Source organism: Parasphingorhabdus sp., assembly GCF_039968395.1.
In the GTDB taxonomy this organism is placed as follows: domain Bacteria; phylum Pseudomonadota; class Alphaproteobacteria; order Sphingomonadales; family Sphingomonadaceae; genus Parasphingorhabdus.
Window position 1 is genome coordinate 197,463 of record NZ_JBDVPV010000001.1, and the last position, 15,643, is coordinate 213,105.

At 54.1% G+C, this 15,643-nt stretch carries 19 protein-coding genes; 13 read left to right on the forward strand and 6 right to left on the reverse strand.

Features of this window, described 5'->3' with window-relative positions:
• Positions 1 to 619: 619 nt before the first annotated feature.
• Complete coding sequence (locus ABJI30_RS00945) at positions 620 to 1,222, reverse strand: hypothetical protein (protein ID WP_348025380.1); 603 nt, start codon at positions 1,220 to 1,222, stop codon at positions 620 to 622.
• A gap of 118 nt (positions 1,223 to 1,340) precedes the next feature.
• Here ABJI30_RS00945 and ABJI30_RS00950 point away from each other — a divergent pair, with 118 nt between their 5' ends.
• The 5 genes from ABJI30_RS00950 (at position 1,341) to ABJI30_RS00970 (ending at position 5,676) form a co-directional block, all read left to right on the forward strand.
• The gene (locus ABJI30_RS00950; protein ID WP_348015217.1) at positions 1,341 to 2,081 is read left to right on the forward strand and encodes a TlyA family RNA methyltransferase; all 741 of its coding nucleotides are present in this window, start codon (positions 1,341 to 1,343) and stop codon (positions 2,079 to 2,081) included.
• On the forward strand, positions 2,078 to 3,229 hold the full coding sequence (locus tag ABJI30_RS00955; protein ID WP_348015024.1) for a mechanosensitive ion channel family protein: 1,152 nt from the start codon (positions 2,078 to 2,080) through the stop codon (positions 3,227 to 3,229). Before ABJI30_RS00950 ends, ABJI30_RS00955 begins: the two co-directional genes overlap by 4 nt.
• A gap of 135 nt (positions 3,230 to 3,364) precedes the next feature.
• Entirely contained in the window at positions 3,365 to 4,543 is a 1,179-nt protein-coding gene (locus ABJI30_RS00960) for an acetyl-CoA C-acyltransferase (RefSeq protein ID WP_348015025.1), read from the forward strand.
• A gap of 74 nt (positions 4,544 to 4,617) precedes the next feature.
• Positions 4,618 to 4,911, forward strand: a complete 294-nt coding sequence (locus ABJI30_RS00965) for a putative quinol monooxygenase (protein WP_348015026.1) — start codon at positions 4,618 to 4,620, stop codon at positions 4,909 to 4,911.
• 159 nt (positions 4,912 to 5,070) lie between these two features.
• Complete coding sequence (locus tag ABJI30_RS00970; RefSeq protein WP_348015027.1) at positions 5,071 to 5,676, forward strand: PilZ domain-containing protein; 606 nt, start codon at positions 5,071 to 5,073, stop codon at positions 5,674 to 5,676.
• 82 nt (positions 5,677 to 5,758) lie between these two features.
• Here the strand turns inward: ABJI30_RS00970 and ABJI30_RS00975 are convergent, their stop codons facing one another.
• Positions 5,759 to 7,159, reverse strand: coding sequence for a putative O-glycosylation ligase, exosortase A system-associated (locus tag ABJI30_RS00975; protein WP_348015028.1), 1,401 nt, complete (start codon positions 7,157 to 7,159; stop codon positions 5,759 to 5,761).
• A complete protein-coding gene (locus tag ABJI30_RS00980) occupies positions 7,152 to 7,325 on the reverse strand; it encodes a hypothetical protein (protein WP_348015029.1) in 174 nt (57 codons plus the stop codon). Before ABJI30_RS00980 ends, ABJI30_RS00975 begins: the two co-directional genes overlap by 8 nt.
• A 107-nt stretch (positions 7,326 to 7,432) precedes the next feature.
• Here ABJI30_RS00980 and ABJI30_RS00985 point away from each other — a divergent pair, with 107 nt between their 5' ends.
• Both ABJI30_RS00985 and ABJI30_RS00990 read left to right on the forward strand, forming a co-directional pair.
• Entirely contained in the window at positions 7,433 to 8,665 is a 1,233-nt protein-coding gene (locus tag ABJI30_RS00985) for a TIGR04063 family PEP-CTERM/XrtA system glycosyltransferase (protein WP_348015030.1), read from the forward strand.
• Between the two features lie 38 nt (positions 8,666 to 8,703).
• The gene (locus ABJI30_RS00990) at positions 8,704 to 9,741 is read left to right on the forward strand and encodes a hypothetical protein (protein ID WP_348015031.1); all 1,038 of its coding nucleotides are present in this window, start codon (positions 8,704 to 8,706) and stop codon (positions 9,739 to 9,741) included.
• 7 nt (positions 9,742 to 9,748) lie between these two features.
• Here ABJI30_RS00990 and ABJI30_RS00995 read toward each other — a convergent pair whose 3' ends face one another.
• Together ABJI30_RS00995 and ABJI30_RS01000 are read right to left on the reverse strand one after the other, a co-directional pair.
• Positions 9,749 to 10,072, reverse strand: a complete 324-nt coding sequence (locus ABJI30_RS00995; protein WP_348015032.1) for a hypothetical protein — start codon at positions 10,070 to 10,072, stop codon at positions 9,749 to 9,751.
• A 4-nt stretch (positions 10,073 to 10,076) separates the two neighbouring features.
• Entirely contained in the window at positions 10,077 to 10,265 is a 189-nt protein-coding gene (locus tag ABJI30_RS01000; protein ID WP_348015033.1) for a hypothetical protein, read from the reverse strand.
• A 119-nt stretch (positions 10,266 to 10,384) separates the two neighbouring features.
• Here ABJI30_RS01000 and ABJI30_RS01005 point away from each other — a divergent pair, with 119 nt between their 5' ends.
• Genes ABJI30_RS01005 through ABJI30_RS01015 form a run of 3 tightly spaced genes read left to right on the forward strand, consistent with a single transcriptional unit; the run spans position 10,385 to position 12,489 of the window.
• Positions 10,385 to 11,056, forward strand: a complete 672-nt coding sequence (locus ABJI30_RS01005; protein WP_348015034.1) for a S24 family peptidase — start codon at positions 10,385 to 10,387, stop codon at positions 11,054 to 11,056.
• A 57-nt stretch (positions 11,057 to 11,113) separates the two neighbouring features.
• Positions 11,114 to 11,776 (forward strand): MBL fold metallo-hydrolase, encoded by a 663-nt coding sequence (locus ABJI30_RS01010; RefSeq protein ID WP_348015035.1) that lies wholly within the window; start codon positions 11,114 to 11,116, stop codon positions 11,774 to 11,776.
• A gap of 17 nt (positions 11,777 to 11,793) precedes the next feature.
• Positions 11,794 to 12,489 carry a chromophore lyase CpcT/CpeT gene (locus ABJI30_RS01015; RefSeq protein ID WP_348015218.1) on the forward strand — a complete coding sequence of 232 codons (696 nt, stop codon included), beginning with the start codon at positions 11,794 to 11,796 and terminating at the stop codon, positions 12,487 to 12,489.
• Between the two features lie 13 nt (positions 12,490 to 12,502).
• Here ABJI30_RS01015 and ABJI30_RS01020 read toward each other — a convergent pair whose 3' ends face one another.
• Complete coding sequence (locus tag ABJI30_RS01020) at positions 12,503 to 12,961, reverse strand: MAPEG family protein (protein WP_348015036.1); 459 nt, start codon at positions 12,959 to 12,961, stop codon at positions 12,503 to 12,505.
• A 227-nt stretch (positions 12,962 to 13,188) separates the two neighbouring features.
• On the opposite strand from ABJI30_RS01020, the gene rpmF reads away from it, so the two are divergent.
• The 3 genes from rpmF to ABJI30_RS01035 are packed head-to-tail and all read left to right on the forward strand — an operon-like array spanning position 13,189 to position 15,433.
• A complete protein-coding gene (gene rpmF, locus ABJI30_RS01025) occupies positions 13,189 to 13,368 on the forward strand; it encodes a 50S ribosomal protein L32 (RefSeq protein WP_348015037.1) in 180 nt (59 codons plus the stop codon).
• A gap of 53 nt (positions 13,369 to 13,421) precedes the next feature.
• Entirely contained in the window at positions 13,422 to 14,465 is a 1,044-nt protein-coding gene (gene plsX, locus ABJI30_RS01030) for a phosphate acyltransferase PlsX (protein ID WP_348015038.1), read from the forward strand.
• On the forward strand, positions 14,462 to 15,433 hold the full coding sequence (locus ABJI30_RS01035) for a beta-ketoacyl-ACP synthase III (protein ID WP_348015039.1): 972 nt from the start codon (positions 14,462 to 14,464) through the stop codon (positions 15,431 to 15,433). Before plsX ends, ABJI30_RS01035 begins: the two co-directional genes overlap by 4 nt.
• The last annotated feature ends 210 nt before the right edge of the window (positions 15,434 to 15,643 follow it).

Genomic DNA, 15,643 nt, shown 5'->3' on the forward strand with positions numbered 1-15,643 from the left:
AAATTTAGAATTCGGTCTAGCTGCTCTCCCGTCGGCTATTGTTATGCCTGTACTTCACGGTGTCAAGGTAATTGGACCGCATGTCCAATTATTTTATCGCCAACAGACGACTGACCAGCGAGCCTGCACGCCGCCGGTCCGGTGCGATCAGTTTGGTTTGATTCTTCAAGCGGATGAAAATCCGGGGTGCAAGAGATCGCCTGTTGCACAGTCCATGCGGACATAAAAAAACCCCTCTAGTGCACCACCAGAGAGGAACAAATGAGGGAATTGGAGAGGACTAAAAGGGGGAATGGTTTTCACATTCCCCCTACATTACTCTATTTTGCAATAGCTTAATGGCCATGGGTCAGCGGTAGGAAGTGCCGCTGCCGGGTTGTCTGATCTTTAGATCAGAACGGTTCCCCGAACGGATTTTTCCGACCCCTGTGCTGAACCATGAGACATCGGACCACCTCCTTTCGATTGTTGATAAGATACGAACTGTTGCATTGTTTGTACTCCGCTGTTCGATAACCACAGGTGTGAATCAAATTCGCGGATCTAACAAGACTTGAAATAATTTATTTTGCTGTCACTATTGCGCGCTCCGGCGGCAATTGACCTCACTGCAAACGGCCTATTTCCGGCAGTCTTCAACAACACGATGAAATTCCGGCCAGGTTGGCAAGGCCAGTGGCTGGAGGCCTGGCGTTTCTATTCCAAACCGACCGCGACTGAAAATGATGCGGTCCATCATCATGTCTGTCGTGGTCAGTGAAATCGCAGCATAGGGAAGCGCGCCACCACTATTTTGAACGGGATAGGACTGTTTCCCCGAGCTTGCCAGCAATGTCATTTTCGTGCCCGTCGCCGGCACGGCACCGGATCGCGACAGAAACAGCTGCCGTCGGGCCTGGTCGCAGCGGATAATCACCAGCGCATCGCTGCCAGGCTGTCCAAACAGAGCCAGGGAGCCGCGATTGTCACTGCGATAAACCCAATCGCCCTTTGCGAGAGGCCAATCAGTCCATTTGCCGACGACCGTTTGTACTTCAGGCGGGCTCGATGGGGTCGATGGGCTCGGTGCGGGAGCCGGGATCGGAGCCGGTGTTGCTGCTGCAACTGCATCCGTCGCAGGCGTGGCTTCGGACTGCGCGGCAGTGCAGGCAGTGAGGGCGGATGATGCTGCGAAGAATGCCAAAAGGCCATATGTGATTCTCATGGATTGGAATATGGTCAAATCCAAAGCTTTCCGCTAGCCCCCTTTTGACATGAACGAAAATGACCCCCGCCCCGGAAAAACGGCGCCACCGCTAACAGCCGAAAATGGCAAACCTTCAAAGTTGCGCATTGATCAGATGCTGGTTGATCGCGGTCTGGCCGAAAGTCGCGCGAAGGCGCAGGCCTATATCATGGCCGGTCTGGTCACGGTTGTCGGTCAGAAGGCCGACAAACCGGGGCAGAAATATCTGAGTGACGTTGCCATTGAACTGAAAGGAAAAGATCACCCTTGGGTATCCCGGGGGGGATTGAAGCTGGATCATGCACTGGATCATTTCAACATTGATGTGACCGACATGACCGCCATGGATGTGGGAAGCAGTACCGGCGGGTTCACCGACGTCATGCTCACGCGGGGAGCGGTCAGGGTCTATGCCGTCGACAGCGGGACCAACCAGCTTGCCTGGAAATTGCGGCAAGATGATCGGGTTGTCGTGCATGAACAGACCAGTGCGCGGATATTGACGGATGGTCATATTCCCGAACCGGTGGATCTGATCGTTTGCGATGCAAGTTTCATTTCGCTCACCAAAGTGTTGGAGCTGCCAATGACATTTGCCCGGCCGGGAGCACAGCTGATTGCCCTGATCAAACCGCAATTTGAGGCAGAACGGAACGACGTTGGCAAAGGCGGGGTCGTCCGTGATGCCGCAGTGCATGATCAGGTCTGTGCAAAAGTACGTGACTGGCTGGTTGATGCAGGTTGGGTTGTAACGGGCCTGACCTCAAGTCCGATCACCGGTCCCAAGGGTAATGTGGAGTTTTTGATCGCAGCAAACTTGCCAACCTCCCGGACAAGCCCTAGCAAAACCGCATGACGACAGTAGTAAAAGATGGAATCGCTTCACCGGTTAGCCTCGCTGATGATGGCGGCTTTGACATGGACCGGTTCGGACAGGAAAGCCTGGAGTGGATCACCGGTCATTATGATCATCTGATCATCGCGGTTTTTGTCGCGGTTGCCGTATTTCTGATTCTCAATGCAGTGAAGCGGCACCTCACCAAGCTGGCGGAAAAGCGAGATGACGATCAGGGAGCAACGTCAATTGTCTTGCGTGTTGTATCGCGTACCGGCGTGTTTTTCCTGCTGGCGTTATCAATGGAAATGGTGGCAGGACTGGCCGAAGCACCGGACCAGCTGGCGAGCATCATTGACCTGATATTCTTTATCTCACTGGTATTTCAGTCCGCGATCTGGCTGCGGGCGATTATACTGGGATTGCTGGATCACCGGATCAAGCTGTCGGGTCGTGGTCAGGCTGAGCTGCAAAATGCCCGCAATCTGATCAGGTTGCTGGTGACGATTGCGCTTGCGGTTATTGCTGCAGTGATCATTCTGGACAATATTGGCGTCAATGTAACGGCACTGGTCGCCGGGCTTGGGGTCGGCGGTATCGCCATTGGCCTGGCTGCTCAGGGCATTTTTTCTGACCTGTTTGCCGCCCTCTCGATTATCTTTGACAAGCCCTTTCGCAAGGGTGACTCGATCATGTTTGATGATTTTGACGGTGAAGTGGAAGCCACCGGACTGAAGACAACGCGTCTGCGGAGCATTACCGGCGAACAGGTCATTATATCGAACACCAATTTGCTGGACAAACAAGTGCGTAACATGACCGGGCTTGCCAAACGGCGGATCCGTTTTCCGATCGGCGTGATTTATCAAACAACTCCGGAACAGCTGGATGCTATTCCCGAAATATTCAAATCGATCATAGAGGAACATGGATACCGCTATGTACGATGCGGCTTTATCGGGTTTGGCGACAGTTCTCTCAACTACCGTATGGAATTTGAAATATTCAGTTCCAAATGGGATGAGATTTTTGAAGGGCGTCATGCTGTAGGTTTGGCGCTTGTAAAACGTTTCGCGGCGGAAAGCATAGAATTTGCCTATCCCACCCAGATGAATTTTACAGCCGGGCCAGATGGTGCAGCTATGGCGCCCTATACTGACGACAAATAGCGGGACGTGCCGTACGGAGACTAGCGTTCCGTAACGTCCGCCAGTCTTGTAAAGAAAGGCCTTGTTAATTGCTCGATTAAAAGAGACAATACGCGCCAAATTCGACTCTGAATTCTTACAATAAAGGACATTATCATGCGTGACGCAGTCATCGTTTCTACCGCCCGAACGCCTATTGGCCGTGCCTACAAGGGGGCCTTCAACGCTACGCCCGGGCCGACGCTGGGCCACTATTCCGCAAAAGCCGCTGTCGAGCGCGCCGGCATTGATCCTGCCATGGTCGACGATGTCGTCTGGGGCAGCGCGCTGCAACAAGGATCACAGGGCGGCAATCTGGGACGCAATGTGGCGTTGCGTTCCGGCTTCCCGATTGAAGTACCGGGCATGACGCTTGATCGTCAGTGTTCCTCCGGTCTGATGGCGATTGCAACCGCTTCCAAGCAGGTCACCATTGATCGCATGGACGTTGTTGTTGGTGGCGGACAGGATTCCATCTCAACCGTACAGACTCCTGAAATGCGCATGGCGCCGGACAAGGCGCTGCTGGCAATGCACGATGATATTTACATGCCGATGTTGCAAACCGCCGAAGTGGTTGGCGAACGTTACAACATTTCGCGTGAAGCCTGTGATGAATATGCCTTGCAATCCCAAATGCGCACTGCCGCTGCACAGGAAGCCGGAAAATTTGACGATGAAATCGTCGAAGTCACCGCAACAATGGGTGTGCAGGACAAGGAAACAAAAGAGATTTCGATGCACGAAATCACGCTGAGCAAGGATGAAGGCAACCGCCCGACGACGACATTGGAAGGCCTGCAAAGTCTTGGCCCCGTTCTCGGTCCGGACAAGATCATTACGGCGGGCAACGCATCCCAGCTTTCCGATGGTTCATCGGCCAGTGTCGTGATGGAAGCCAGTGTGGCGGAAAAAGCGGGTCTCAATCCGCTTGGCCGTTATGTCGGCATGGCGATCGCAGGTACCAAGCCGGATGAAATGGGTATTGGACCCGTCTTCGCGATTCCCAAATTGCTGGAACGGTTCAACCTGAAGATGGATGATATCGGGCTGTGGGAATTGAACGAAGCTTTCGCTGTCCAGGTTCTTTACTGTCAACAGAAGCTGGGCATTCCGGATGAGATTCTCAACGTCAATGGCGGTTCCATCTCGATTGGTCACCCTTATGGCATGACCGGCGCACGCTGTACCGGCCATGCGCTGATCGAAGGCAAGCGCCGCGGCGCCAAATATGCGGTCGTTACGATGTGCATCGGCGGCGGACAGGGCGCAGCAGGTCTGTTCGAGATTTTGTAAGACACAACTATCCGGAACGGGGCCGGCGATAATCAGCCAGCCCCGTTCTTCCATTCACGGGAAAGGTATGAAAAATGGCAGCAGTAGGAGTAGTCGCGACATTGACGGTCGCCGAAGGCAAGAATGCGGAATTTGAAGCCGCATTTAGTGAATTGATGGATGCGGTTCGCGCCAATGAACCCGGTAATGAATTTTACTCTGTATTCCAGAGTCAGGAAAATCCGCAGCAATATAAGGTTCTGGAACGCTATGTGGATCAGGCGGCTCTGGATGCGCACGGCAAATCAGACCATTTCCGGGCCAGCGGACCCAAGCTTGCGCCCTGCATGGCTGCGGCACCCGAGATTGAGCGACTGGACGGTATCTGAACCCCGGTCATTTTGGCATTGGATTCTGGCAACACCTGCGCGTTCTGTTGAATGCGCAGGTTTTTCTTTGCCAAAGTCAAAAGCACATTAACGATTTTTTACAGTTCCTGATTCTATGGTCGGGTGTGTGGGGATTTTGTTGGTCAAAAGTGGGCAGATATGCAGGACAATCAAATTCAACACGCCATCAATGAGCCGGTGGGCGAAAGCCGCGCGGCTCCGCGTCAGAAATTACTGTTAAGAACTGGCAAGCTAGTCTCTGAAGAGCGCGAGCTGATCTGCGTGGTTCGCGACGTTTCCGCCACCGGCCTTAAAGTGAAGCTGTTTCAGCCGATCCCGCAAATCACCAATTGTGAACTCGAATTTGCCAATGGCTCCAAGTTCCCGATTTGCAAGGTCTGGGAAGAAGGCGGGCATGCCGGTTTCACATTCACCGAAGATGTCGACCTCTCGGAAATTCTGAGTCTGTCGTTCGATAGTTTTCCAAAGCGATCGCTGCGCATCAATATCGGGTTTAATGCCCGTATCAGCGCCGGCAGATCTGCCGTTGGGGCGCAACTGCTCAATATTTCCCAGCACGGTATCTGTATCGCCTGTGATGAAGAGCTGCCCAAATCCGAAAAACTGTTCATCCGCTGCGGCGATCTCCCGGCGTTGAACGGTCATCTGCGCTGGTCGCGAAGCGGACTGTACGGGATCATGCTGTCCCAGCCCCTCAGCCTGGAAGATTTAGCCAAATTCTCTGCCGAAACAGGCAAGAACTGAGATTTGATCATAACCGGAAATGGGAACGGTTCCCGTTCTGGATGAGACCGCTTCTATATTCTTGAGATTGCAGGTCGTTTGATCAGACCGGCTTGGCAGGACTGCTTTCTGGCTGGGCACTGATCGACAGGTTTTTCACAATTGGCCGCCATTTCGCTTCGGCGGCTCTTCGTGTGAGATACGTATCGAGCCCGATCTGCATGGCGATTAGCATGTAGATAAACGGCTGATATGCAACCCCGACAAACAGCGCGCCAGTCAGATAAATTATTTGTCCGTTCTGCAATGCGAGAGCAAGAGGAGCAACCCACTGTTCGGTCGGCTTCCGGGACTTCAGATAGCGCCGCCGCAATATTTCCATCCGCCAGACGCCGCCGACGTGAATGAACAACCACAAGGCGAGGCCCGGAAAACCCTGTTCGCCCAGCATCTCAAAATAACTGCTGTGAAAGGCACGGCTTTCATCGACAATCTCGATCGGGCCGTCATCTTCAAGCTCATATTCCAGTTCTTCGTCGGGCTTGCTGTCATCTTCTGCCAGTTTGTAAGTCAGCTTGTTGATCCGATAGACATCAAATCCGCCGCCTGTCGGATTGTTTTTTGCATATTCCCAGGTCCACTGCCAGACGGCGATACGTGTCGATGCCGATTCATCCGCCTCGTAATTCTGGATGGTTGCCATACGATCGGTAAAGCTTTGCGGCAAAAATGGTATCGCGATCAGCCCCAGCATCACTGCCATGCCGGCATAGACGAACCGGTATTTTGCAAAGCGCAGCTGCAGAACCGCGAGCACGGCAATACAGACCAGCCCGGTGCGGGCCTGGGTCCCGATCGGGATCAGAAGCGCGGCAAAGACCAGCGCATAGCTAAATATCCTGACTCGCCAGTCGGGCGGAAAAACGGTGCCGTGATTGGCCAGCCACAATATGAGAGGAATGATGCAAATGGCGACCATCGAGATGATCGAGCCTTCATAGAGTCCGCTATTGTCGTCAATCAGCAATACCAGGACGCCGTAACCCCCTCCCGAGGCAAGCGTCTTGATACCGCCCGTGATGATAAGCGCGGCAGCGCACAGCACCATGAATAACGCCAGTGCCTCGATCCGCAGCTTGGTCTTGAGCGTCAAGGGCAGGAATATCGCGAAGATCATCGCTTTCCAGACCCAATCCCATTTTGCGAACGCAGCTTCGGGAACGGCGGCCTGAATGGTTGTGTGGCCGCAATAGAGCAGAAGCAGGACCATTGCGCCCTGCCGAACAGAAAAGCGGCTGTCATTCTTGTTGTCGGCGACCATGTATCCGAGAAACGCCATCGCGAAAACGATCAGCGAAACCGGCACCGAATTGAGCATGAAATAGCTCAGACGTTGTGGCGCGATAATATCGATATAGGCGTAGACAAGGGTAAACAGGAATGGCCGCTTGAACGCGATCAACAGCAATACGACCAGATATCCGACAAAGACGAGATCACGCATCGCGATCGTCTCCCCATTGTCCCTGTGTGTTTCCGGCAGCAAATCCCGATGGCTCCGGATCTCTCTCCGGCGGGTCTTCGACATCCAGATCCGGACGATGAATCAACCGCCAGGCCGCGATCAGCAGCAAGCCGTGCGTCAGTGCGATTGAGAAATTGTCGATCATAAGCGCGAATGGATCCCGGCTAACGCATTAAAATATATACCTGTCTACGCGCGATACAGGCTTTGGGTTGACGGGACGTTAATCCTTTTCAGGCACAGAATTGCGCCATGACACGAATTTTGCACGTCCTCGACCACAGCCTGCCGTTGCACAGTGGCTATTGCTTTCGCACACGAGCGATAATGAAATCGCAAATCGCAAGCGGCCTGACAGTTGCGGGCGTGACTGGCGTACGACAGAATCAGCATGGTTTTGTAGCCAGGGCGCCACTGGAAGAAGAGGATGGCCTGTCTTTTTTTCGCACGCTGAACGATGTGCAGGGACCTTCGCCGATCAAGGAATGGCGGGAAATCTCGGTGCTGGCCGATCGCCTCACAGAAGTTGTTGAGCAATGGCAACCCGATGTGCTTCACGCCCATTCTCCGGTTCTCACGGGTTTGGCAGCATCACGCGTGGCCCAGCGCACGGGCTTGCCGCTAGTCTATGAAATTCGTGCATTCTGGGAAGATGCTGCCGTTGGCAACGGCACGGGCCGCGAAGGCAGTCCGCGCTACTGGCTGACCCGTCAGCTCGAGAACCATGTCATTCAATCGGCTGATGCTATTGCGGTCATCTGCGAAGGACTGAAATCGGACCTGGTTTCCCGCGGCGTGGGGGATGACAAGATCACAATATCTCCAAATGGCGTTGACCTGTCCCTGTTCGGCAAATTGCCGGAACGGGATACTTTATTGGCCGATGAACTCGGTCTGGCCGGGAAAACGGTACTTGGGTTTATCGGCAGCTTTTATGACTATGAAGGCATAGATGATCTTGTCGCAGCGATGTCGACTTTGCAAAAGAGCTGCCCGGATACGCATTTGCTGCTGGTTGGTGGCGGACCGATGGACAAGCATCTCAAGGCACAGGTTGCCGGATCTGATGCATCCTCGGCGATCAGTTTTGTCGGACGGGTTCCGCATGAACAGGTCGAACGTTACTACGGATTGATGGACATCATGGTCTATCCGCGCAAATCGATGCGTCTCACGGACCTTGTGACACCGCTGAAACCTCTCGAAGCGATGGCGCAGGAACGGATCGTCGCTGCCTCTGATGTGGGTGGCCACAAGGAACTGATTGTTGATGGTCAGACCGGCCTGCTTTTTCCGGCTGGAAATCCCGAAAAAATAGCCGAAAAACTGGCCGATTTGATCAATCGACCCGGCGATTGGGCGCAAATTATTGAAAATGCGAAGAAATTTGTTGAGGCGGATCGTAACTGGTCGTCAAACATTTTGCGTTACAATCCTGTTTACCAAAGGTTGATTGCGCACAAAACACTGGAGCAGGCAGCCTGAACGACCTCAGTTGTTGAGGCTCAATTGGTGGGACTCAAATGGTGGGGCTCGCTGCGGAGATTATTGTGGAAGAGTTTGAACAAAATTACATGCGGTTCAAAGATCCTGCTCTGGCGCTTGCCGGTGGTATCGGTGCTGCGCTTGTAATTGCCACGCTTCCTCATGTGTATCTCGAGAATATTGTCGGATTCACCGGGCTGTCCGAAATCGTGCCAGCTGCTGCGCCGCCGCTTGGAAACACTGCGCGCGGTCTGATCGCTGTCATGGCGGGACTGGTATCCGCATCCGCCATCTACTTTTTTATCAATCACAAAGGGACCTCAGATATGGGTGTTGCACTTCGAGAACAGATTAATGCCGCTCAGCCGGTGGAACTGGACCAGGATGAAGAAGAGGGGAAACGTCGTTTCACGATGCCCAAACTGGCACTGAACACCAAGTCGCTGACCCGGTTCCTCAAAAAACCGAAAAAGAAAAATCCGGATGACAAGAAAGTCATGGATCTCGCCGATCTTCCGATGCTGCGGGATGGAGACCGGCATCCGGATGCTCCGGCGCGCCGTCCGATATTCGCGGAATCCGATCTGGGCACACCGCTGGCTTCTGAAATCCAGACATTTGAACAGGAAGCTCCGGTCGCGGAGCAAGTCGTTCCGGCAGAGCCGGTCGCTGCGTCTGTTGCCGCTGAACCGATTCCGGTGGTTCAGGAAGCTGCGCCTTTGGAGCTCGATCAACCCGTCGGAACCGTTCCAGCAACGACTGTGGAAGAAGAGCAAGCCGCACCGCAGGAAGACCTGTCCGAACTGTCCTTGTCACAGCTCGCCGACCGGCTGGAATTTGGTCTGCGCCGCCTGAAACAGCTTGAGCTGGCCAGTCAAACGGTCGCGTCCGTAACGGCGGATCGTGAAGTGCCTGCTGCTCCAGTTGCAGAACCGGAGCCCGTGGCAGCGACACAGCCGCCATTGAAGCCTGTGGAAACGACCCTGGAGGATATTCGCAGTAACCAGCAAGCTGATATGGATGCCGCGTTGAAAGCGGCTCTGGGCACTTTAGAGCGGATGACCGCACAGCGCTGAATCCAGTCTAGATCACTGGATCGGTGATTGTCAGGATTTCAATGCGGATATGATCAGCCTGATCTGATGCCGCTTTGACCTGCGCATCGGCCACAAAATGGCCCGTCAGATCAAACTCGTGTTCCGGCAGAAACTCTTCGAGTTTCTTCCGAACGCGTTCCCGAATGTTGCTGACGCAGTCAATCTGAAACAGGTACCGCGTACCTGAAAAGGTAATACTGGCCCACGGACGCGCGCGTTTCAGACGGATTTCGCAATTGGGCTCGGTCAGGCCCCGCAATTGCTCGGTGAGCTGATTGACCAGCTTGCGTGTGTTTGCGGAATCGGGCAACAATCTATCCGGCATGGTCATTGCGCCATTTGTTCATGAAATGTTCCACATTTTGCGACACACGTGGTCCCGGCTGTCGGCCGTTGCGCAAGTCTTCGACAAAGCGGGGATCGCGAACCGACAGGCGGCCGAATTTCGTCCAGGGCATGTCATTTTCCCGAATGAACTTTTCGATTTCTCTGAGCAGGTGCATGGTTTTACTCCTTTGGCGGTCATCGCATGGATTTGTGCGACTCGATGAAATAGGGAAATTCCTGTCTGATTTGTAATTTCCTACTTGTCTAGGAAAAATCCTACTGCTAGGAAAGGCAAATGACATCCAGGCCAGAAACTGACAATCCGCGGGACAATCTGGATCGGCTTATCCGGACCAATGGAGATGACTATGCCTCGATGTCCCGATTCCTGAAGAAAAACCCTGCCTATATCCAGCAATATATCAAACGCGGATCACCGAAAAAACTGGATGAGGTCGATCGCCGGAAACTGGCGGATTATTATGCAGTGGATGAAAAGCTGCTGGGTGCCGTGGCTGGCCGATCCGGACAGCAACAGAAAGCGGCAGAGCACGGCGGTCTGATCCCCATCCCGCAACTGCAAATTGGTGCTTCCGCTGGCCCCGGTGCGCTTGCTGAGGATGACGGGATCGCTGGCAGCATGGGATTCGGTCCGGAATGGCTGAAACAGTTAAATGCCGATCCGGCGAAATTGTCACTCATTCGGGTTGATGGCGATTCCATGGACCCCACCCTGTGCGATGGCGATGACATCATGGTCGATCATGGCGTGGCGGATTTGCCGCTCCGCGACGGGATTTATGTATTGCGTCTCGACGACGTGCTGTTGGTCAAACGACTGGCGATACGACCCGGTGGCCGGCTATCCATCCGCAGCGATAACAATCAATATCCCGATTGGGAGGACGTGGCGACAACCGAAACCAGCATTATTGGCCGTGTCATCTGGGCCGGACGGCGATTATAGGGTGGTTATCACTATCGGGTCTTGCAAGTTGCGACCTTCCCCGCCAGATAGCTGCCCATGACAGATGCTCCCATGAAAGCCGTGATTATTCCGGTGACCCCGCTTCAGCAAAACTGCACGCTCCTGTGGTGCACAAAGACCAAAAAGGGCGCGCTCAGCGATCCGGGCGGCGATCTGGGGCGGCTCAAGGCAGCGGTGGCCGAACATGGCGTCGATCTCGAAAAGATCATCATCACACATGGCCATCTTGATCATTGCGGGCAGGCGGGCATGCTGGCCGAGGAACTGGGTTTGCCAATTGAAGGGCCACATGAAGATGACCGTTTCTGGATTGATCAGCTCGACGGAGATGGCGCGCGTTATGGAATGGAAGCGAAAAGCTTTGAACCGGATCGCTGGCTGAACGACGGTGATCAGGTGACCGTTGGCGAACTTGTTTTCGACGTGGTCCACTGTCCCGGCCATACGCCGGGCCATGTCATTTTTTATCACCAGCCCTCAAAGCTGGCCGTAGTCGGCGACGTGATCTTCCAGGGATCCATCGGCCGGACAGACTTTCCACGCGGTAATCATCAGGATCTGATCGACGCGATCACGCAAAAGCTCTGGCCGCTGGGTGATGATGTGACCTTCATCCCCGGCCATGGTCCGACCAGCCAGTTTGGTTATGAGCGCAAGACCAACGCTTTTGTAGCGGATGACGTTCTGGCGGCGCGTTAGGAAAGGCAGAAAAGGTGATGCAGTTGAAAGTGCTGTCAAAGTCCTTTGGACTGCTTTCCATCTTTGCATTTTTGGCATTCGCGGTTCCCGGTGCCGCAAAAGAAAGTCCGTCATCCAATCTTGAGGCTGACCTTGACGAACTGCTAAGCTGGTTCCCGGGCGTTTATGACAACCATCAACAGGTGTATCGTCAGGCTGTGGACAAAGTCGACCCCGAGCTGCGCCAGCGCCACACCAATCACACATTTTCACCGCTGCAAATATCAGGAATTCCGGGGCGTACGCTCTATGCGCAGCAATATCAGCATTATGATCCCAGGGACCTGTATCGCCAGCGCATTTACGCGTTCGAAGTTGACAAGACCGAACAGGCGATCCGCCTTACAATCTACACGCCCATGGAACCGTCCCGTCTCACCGATGCGCATCTCGATCCTGCAAAAGTAGCGGACATGACCGCTGCCGATTTTATCCTGAAGCCGGGATGCGAGGTTTACTGGAAGCGGACCGAACAGCAATTTGAAGGCTATTTGAAGAAAAACGCCTGCAGCTATTATTCGTCCCGTTATCAAAAACGCGTGTTTCTGAATGAGACCCTGATCATGAGGCCCAATGCCCTGATTCTCCATGATCGGGCAGTGGATGCCCAAGGAGTCCTGGTTTTTGGTTCCGCGGACAAGGGGCCCACAATCAATCTGAAGATTTCAGAATAATGCGTGCGTCGGCCTAAAGCGCCGGACCCGCAGCTACGGTCTCGGGTCCGGATACATTCACTGCCTGATAGGAGAAATACGGAATCGCAATTGCGTAAATCGCCAGTCCGAGCAGTATCAACATCGACAGAATCGTTCCGATCATCCGGCCTTTGCCAAATTTTCCGTCGTCCATGCCAATACCATGTGCCACACGGCCGAGCAGGAACAGGCCGCCAACAATCCATAACCAGGTTGGCGAACCGCCGCCATTATAGACGCTGGCGAGCTCGACAACTGCAACAAGAATAAGAACCAGCGGCGTGCTTTCTCCAAAATTGGCATGGGCCCGCATTCTGCGGATGACCTTGTCATTCCCGCCGTCGCCGACACTGACTTTTTCGCTGGTACGAACCTGGCCGACGCGAATCATCAGCCATATGTTGATTAGCGCTGCAGCGCCGGTGATGGTCAGTGTAATCGGTAAAATCATGGTTTTCCCCCGGAATGCCTGTTTTATTGGAAACTAATCTGCAGTCTATACGAGCACAATGCTTGCAACACACGGGAAAATCGTTATAGCCGCCCTTTCGCGTGCAATTGGCTGACTGCTTGGGCCAAGTGATTCTCTGTTTTTGACAGAGCATAGCTTGCTCCAAAACGGCATTTGGCCTATTACACATGCATATGAAATTTGAAATCTAACGAACAGGCTTAGCAATGGCTGTCCCTAAACGAAAAACTACGCCGTCCAAGCGCGGAATGCGCCGGTCCCATGATGCTTTGAAAGTCGAAGCCTATCAGGAATGCGCAAATTGCGGCGAATTGAAGCGTCCACATCACATGTGTGGCTCCTGTGGTCATTATAATGGCCGTGAGGTACTGGCCGTCGATCTTTGATCGGCTGGCTTGATCAGTATTAAAAGCTGAAACAAGGGGAAAAACCGGTGGGGATGAGGCCGCGAATCGCAATTGACGCGATGGGCGGTGATGAAGGCGCGCGCGTAATGGTCGCTGGCGCAGCCCTGGCCCGTCATCGCCATGAAGGATTTCAATTCCTGTTTGTCGGCGATGAAACACGCATCAGGGAAGCGCTGAAAAGCCATCCCAATCTCAATGCTGCTTCAGAAATCCTGCATGCCGATGATATTGTCTCGGCAGATGCCAAACCCAGCCAGGCTCTGCGTAGTTCCAAAAAAACATCCATGGGCCTCGCGGTCAATGCGGTAAAGTCCGGCGAAGTCAGTGCCGCGGTCAGCGCAGGCAACACCGGCGCGCTGATGGCTATCGCGAAACTCGCCCTGCGCACCATGCCGGGGATTGATCGTCCTGCACTGGCGGCTTTGTTGCCGACCATGAAAGACAGCGATGTCGTCATGCTGGATCTTGGGGCCAATGCCGAATGCGACAGTCGCAATCTGGTCCAGTTTGCAGTGATGGGCGCTGCCTATAGCCGGATCATGCACGACTTTGAGAAGCCCAAGGTAAAACTGCTCAACATCGGCACCGAAGATGCCAAAGGTACCGGAACAATTCAGGCCGCCGCGCAGGCATTGCGGGAAGCAGACGGGCTTGCGATGAGTTTTCAGGGCTTTACCGAGGCGGACAAGATTTCGACCGGAGAGGTCGACGTGATCGTCACCGACGGGTTCTCCGGGAATATCGCCCTGAAGGCCCTTGAAGGCACGGCGCGGTTTGTTACGGATCTGTTGAGACGCAGCTTTCTGAGTTCGCTGCGTTCGAAAATCGGTTTCCTGATTTCGCGGCCAGCCACCGAAATGCTGAAAGAGCATCTCGATCCCAACAACCATAACGGGGCGGTTTTCCTGGGTCTGAACGGCGTCGTCGTAAAAAGCCATGGCAGTGCCGATGAAAAGGGCGTAGCTAATGCAGTCGAAGTAGCCGCACGGCTTGTGGAGGACAGTATTTTGCAACGCATCAGTCAGGACCTGACCAAGATTGAACAATTGGCACCTGCCGAGGTCGCAGCGAAATGAGCGCAACGACCGCCCGACGTGCGGTCATCAAAGGCACCGGCTCGGCATTGCCGCGCACCCGCGTTTCAAATGAACAGCTCAGCGAACGGGTCGACACCACCGATGAATGGATTGTTGAACGCACCGGGATACGGTTCCGGCACATAGCCGAGGATGACGAGACAACGTCCAGTCTGGCCACGCTGTCTGCCAAAGAGGCCCTGGCTGCCGCAGAAATGACGCCTGCCGATATCGATCTGATCGTTGTTGCAACCGCCACACCGGATCAGACATTTCCTGCCACGGCGACAATCGTTCAAAATGATCTGGGCTGCAACGGCTGCGTTGCATTTGATGTCGCGGCGGTCTGTTCCGGGTTTCTCTATGCCCTGTCGGTGGCCGAAAGTATGATCCGCGCAGGTAGCGCACAAAATGCCATTGTCATCGGGGCCGAAACCTTCAGCCGCATACTGGATTGGGAAGACCGGGCCACATGTGTGTTGTTCGGAGACGGCGCTGGCGCGGTGATCCTGTCCGGAGAAGAGACGGACAAAGGCGTCCTCGCCACCAGGCTACATGCTGATGGTGCGCATAATCAGCTGCTTTACGTAGACGGCGGGGCGGGCACCACCGGAACCGTCGGCAAACTCAGGATGAAAGGACGGGAAGTTTTCCGGCACGCCGTTGTCAATCTGTCATCGGTCCTGATCGAGGCTCTCGAAGCTGCCGGTGAAACATCTGATAATATTGACTGGGTGGTTCCACATCAGGCCAATGCCCGTATCCTTGATGCGACGGCCAAGAAGCTTGGACTTGATCCGGCCAAAGTCATCAAGACCGTCGATCAGCATGCCAATACCTCTGCGGCTTCCGTTCCACTCGCGCTTGATGCGGCGGTGCGCGATGGACGTATCAAACGCGATGATCTTCTTGTTCTGGAAGCCATGGGTGGCGGATTTACCTGGGGCGCATCGGTTATTCGTTACTAGGCAATTGCTGCCAGGCAGATGATTTTGCTGCCAAACGCGGGGTTTTAACATTTTCGTCGCGTAATTTTCATTCCTGTCGAAAGCCCGTTGAACCGCACCTTTGCGGTGGCCTAGATTGATTCAATGGGTCTAAAAAAACCAGAGCAGGATAGCGATCAAAATTTGATTTCCGCGCCCTTTTTATTTGCTGTTTATCGCAGCTGTCAGTCT

Bases quoted from the DNA above. Each gene is read 5' to 3' on its own strand.
- ABJI30_RS01015 (WP_348015218.1), top strand. From the start codon at position 11,794: ATGCAGTTGAAAGTGCTGTCAAAGTCCTTTGGACTGCTTTCCATCTTT.
- ABJI30_RS00985 (WP_348015030.1), top strand. From the start codon at position 7,433: ATGACACGAATTTTGCACGTCCTCGACCACAGCCTGCCGTTGCACAGT.
- ABJI30_RS00990 (WP_348015031.1), top strand. From the start codon at position 8,704: ATGGTGGGGCTCGCTGCGGAGATTATTGTGGAAGAGTTTGAACAAAAT.
- ABJI30_RS00975 (WP_348015028.1), bottom strand. From the start codon at position 7,159: ATGCGTGATCTCGTCTTTGTCGGATATCTGGTCGTATTGCTGTTGATC.
- rpmF (WP_348015037.1), top strand. From the start codon at position 13,189: ATGGCTGTCCCTAAACGAAAAACTACGCCGTCCAAGCGCGGAATGCGC.
- ABJI30_RS00950 (WP_348015217.1), top strand. From the start codon at position 1,341: ATGCTGGTTGATCGCGGTCTGGCCGAAAGTCGCGCGAAGGCGCAGGCC.
- ABJI30_RS01010 (WP_348015035.1), top strand. From the start codon at position 11,114: ATGACAGATGCTCCCATGAAAGCCGTGATTATTCCGGTGACCCCGCTT.
- ABJI30_RS01005 (WP_348015034.1), top strand. From the start codon at position 10,385: ATGACATCCAGGCCAGAAACTGACAATCCGCGGGACAATCTGGATCGG.
- ABJI30_RS00960 (WP_348015025.1), top strand. From the start codon at position 3,365: ATGCGTGACGCAGTCATCGTTTCTACCGCCCGAACGCCTATTGGCCGT.
- ABJI30_RS00965 (WP_348015026.1), top strand. From the start codon at position 4,618: ATGGCAGCAGTAGGAGTAGTCGCGACATTGACGGTCGCCGAAGGCAAG.
- ABJI30_RS00980 (WP_348015029.1), bottom strand. From the start codon at position 7,325: ATGATCGACAATTTCTCAATCGCACTGACGCACGGCTTGCTGCTGATC.
- ABJI30_RS00970 (WP_348015027.1), top strand. From the start codon at position 5,071: ATGCAGGACAATCAAATTCAACACGCCATCAATGAGCCGGTGGGCGAA.
- ABJI30_RS00955 (WP_348015024.1), top strand. From the start codon at position 2,078: ATGACGACAGTAGTAAAAGATGGAATCGCTTCACCGGTTAGCCTCGCT.
- ABJI30_RS01000 (WP_348015033.1), bottom strand. From the start codon at position 10,265: ATGCACCTGCTCAGAGAAATCGAAAAGTTCATTCGGGAAAATGACATG.
- plsX (WP_348015038.1), top strand. From the start codon at position 13,422: ATGAGGCCGCGAATCGCAATTGACGCGATGGGCGGTGATGAAGGCGCG.
- ABJI30_RS01020 (WP_348015036.1), bottom strand. From the start codon at position 12,961: ATGATTTTACCGATTACACTGACCATCACCGGCGCTGCAGCGCTAATC.
- ABJI30_RS01035 (WP_348015039.1), top strand. From the start codon at position 14,462: ATGAGCGCAACGACCGCCCGACGTGCGGTCATCAAAGGCACCGGCTCG.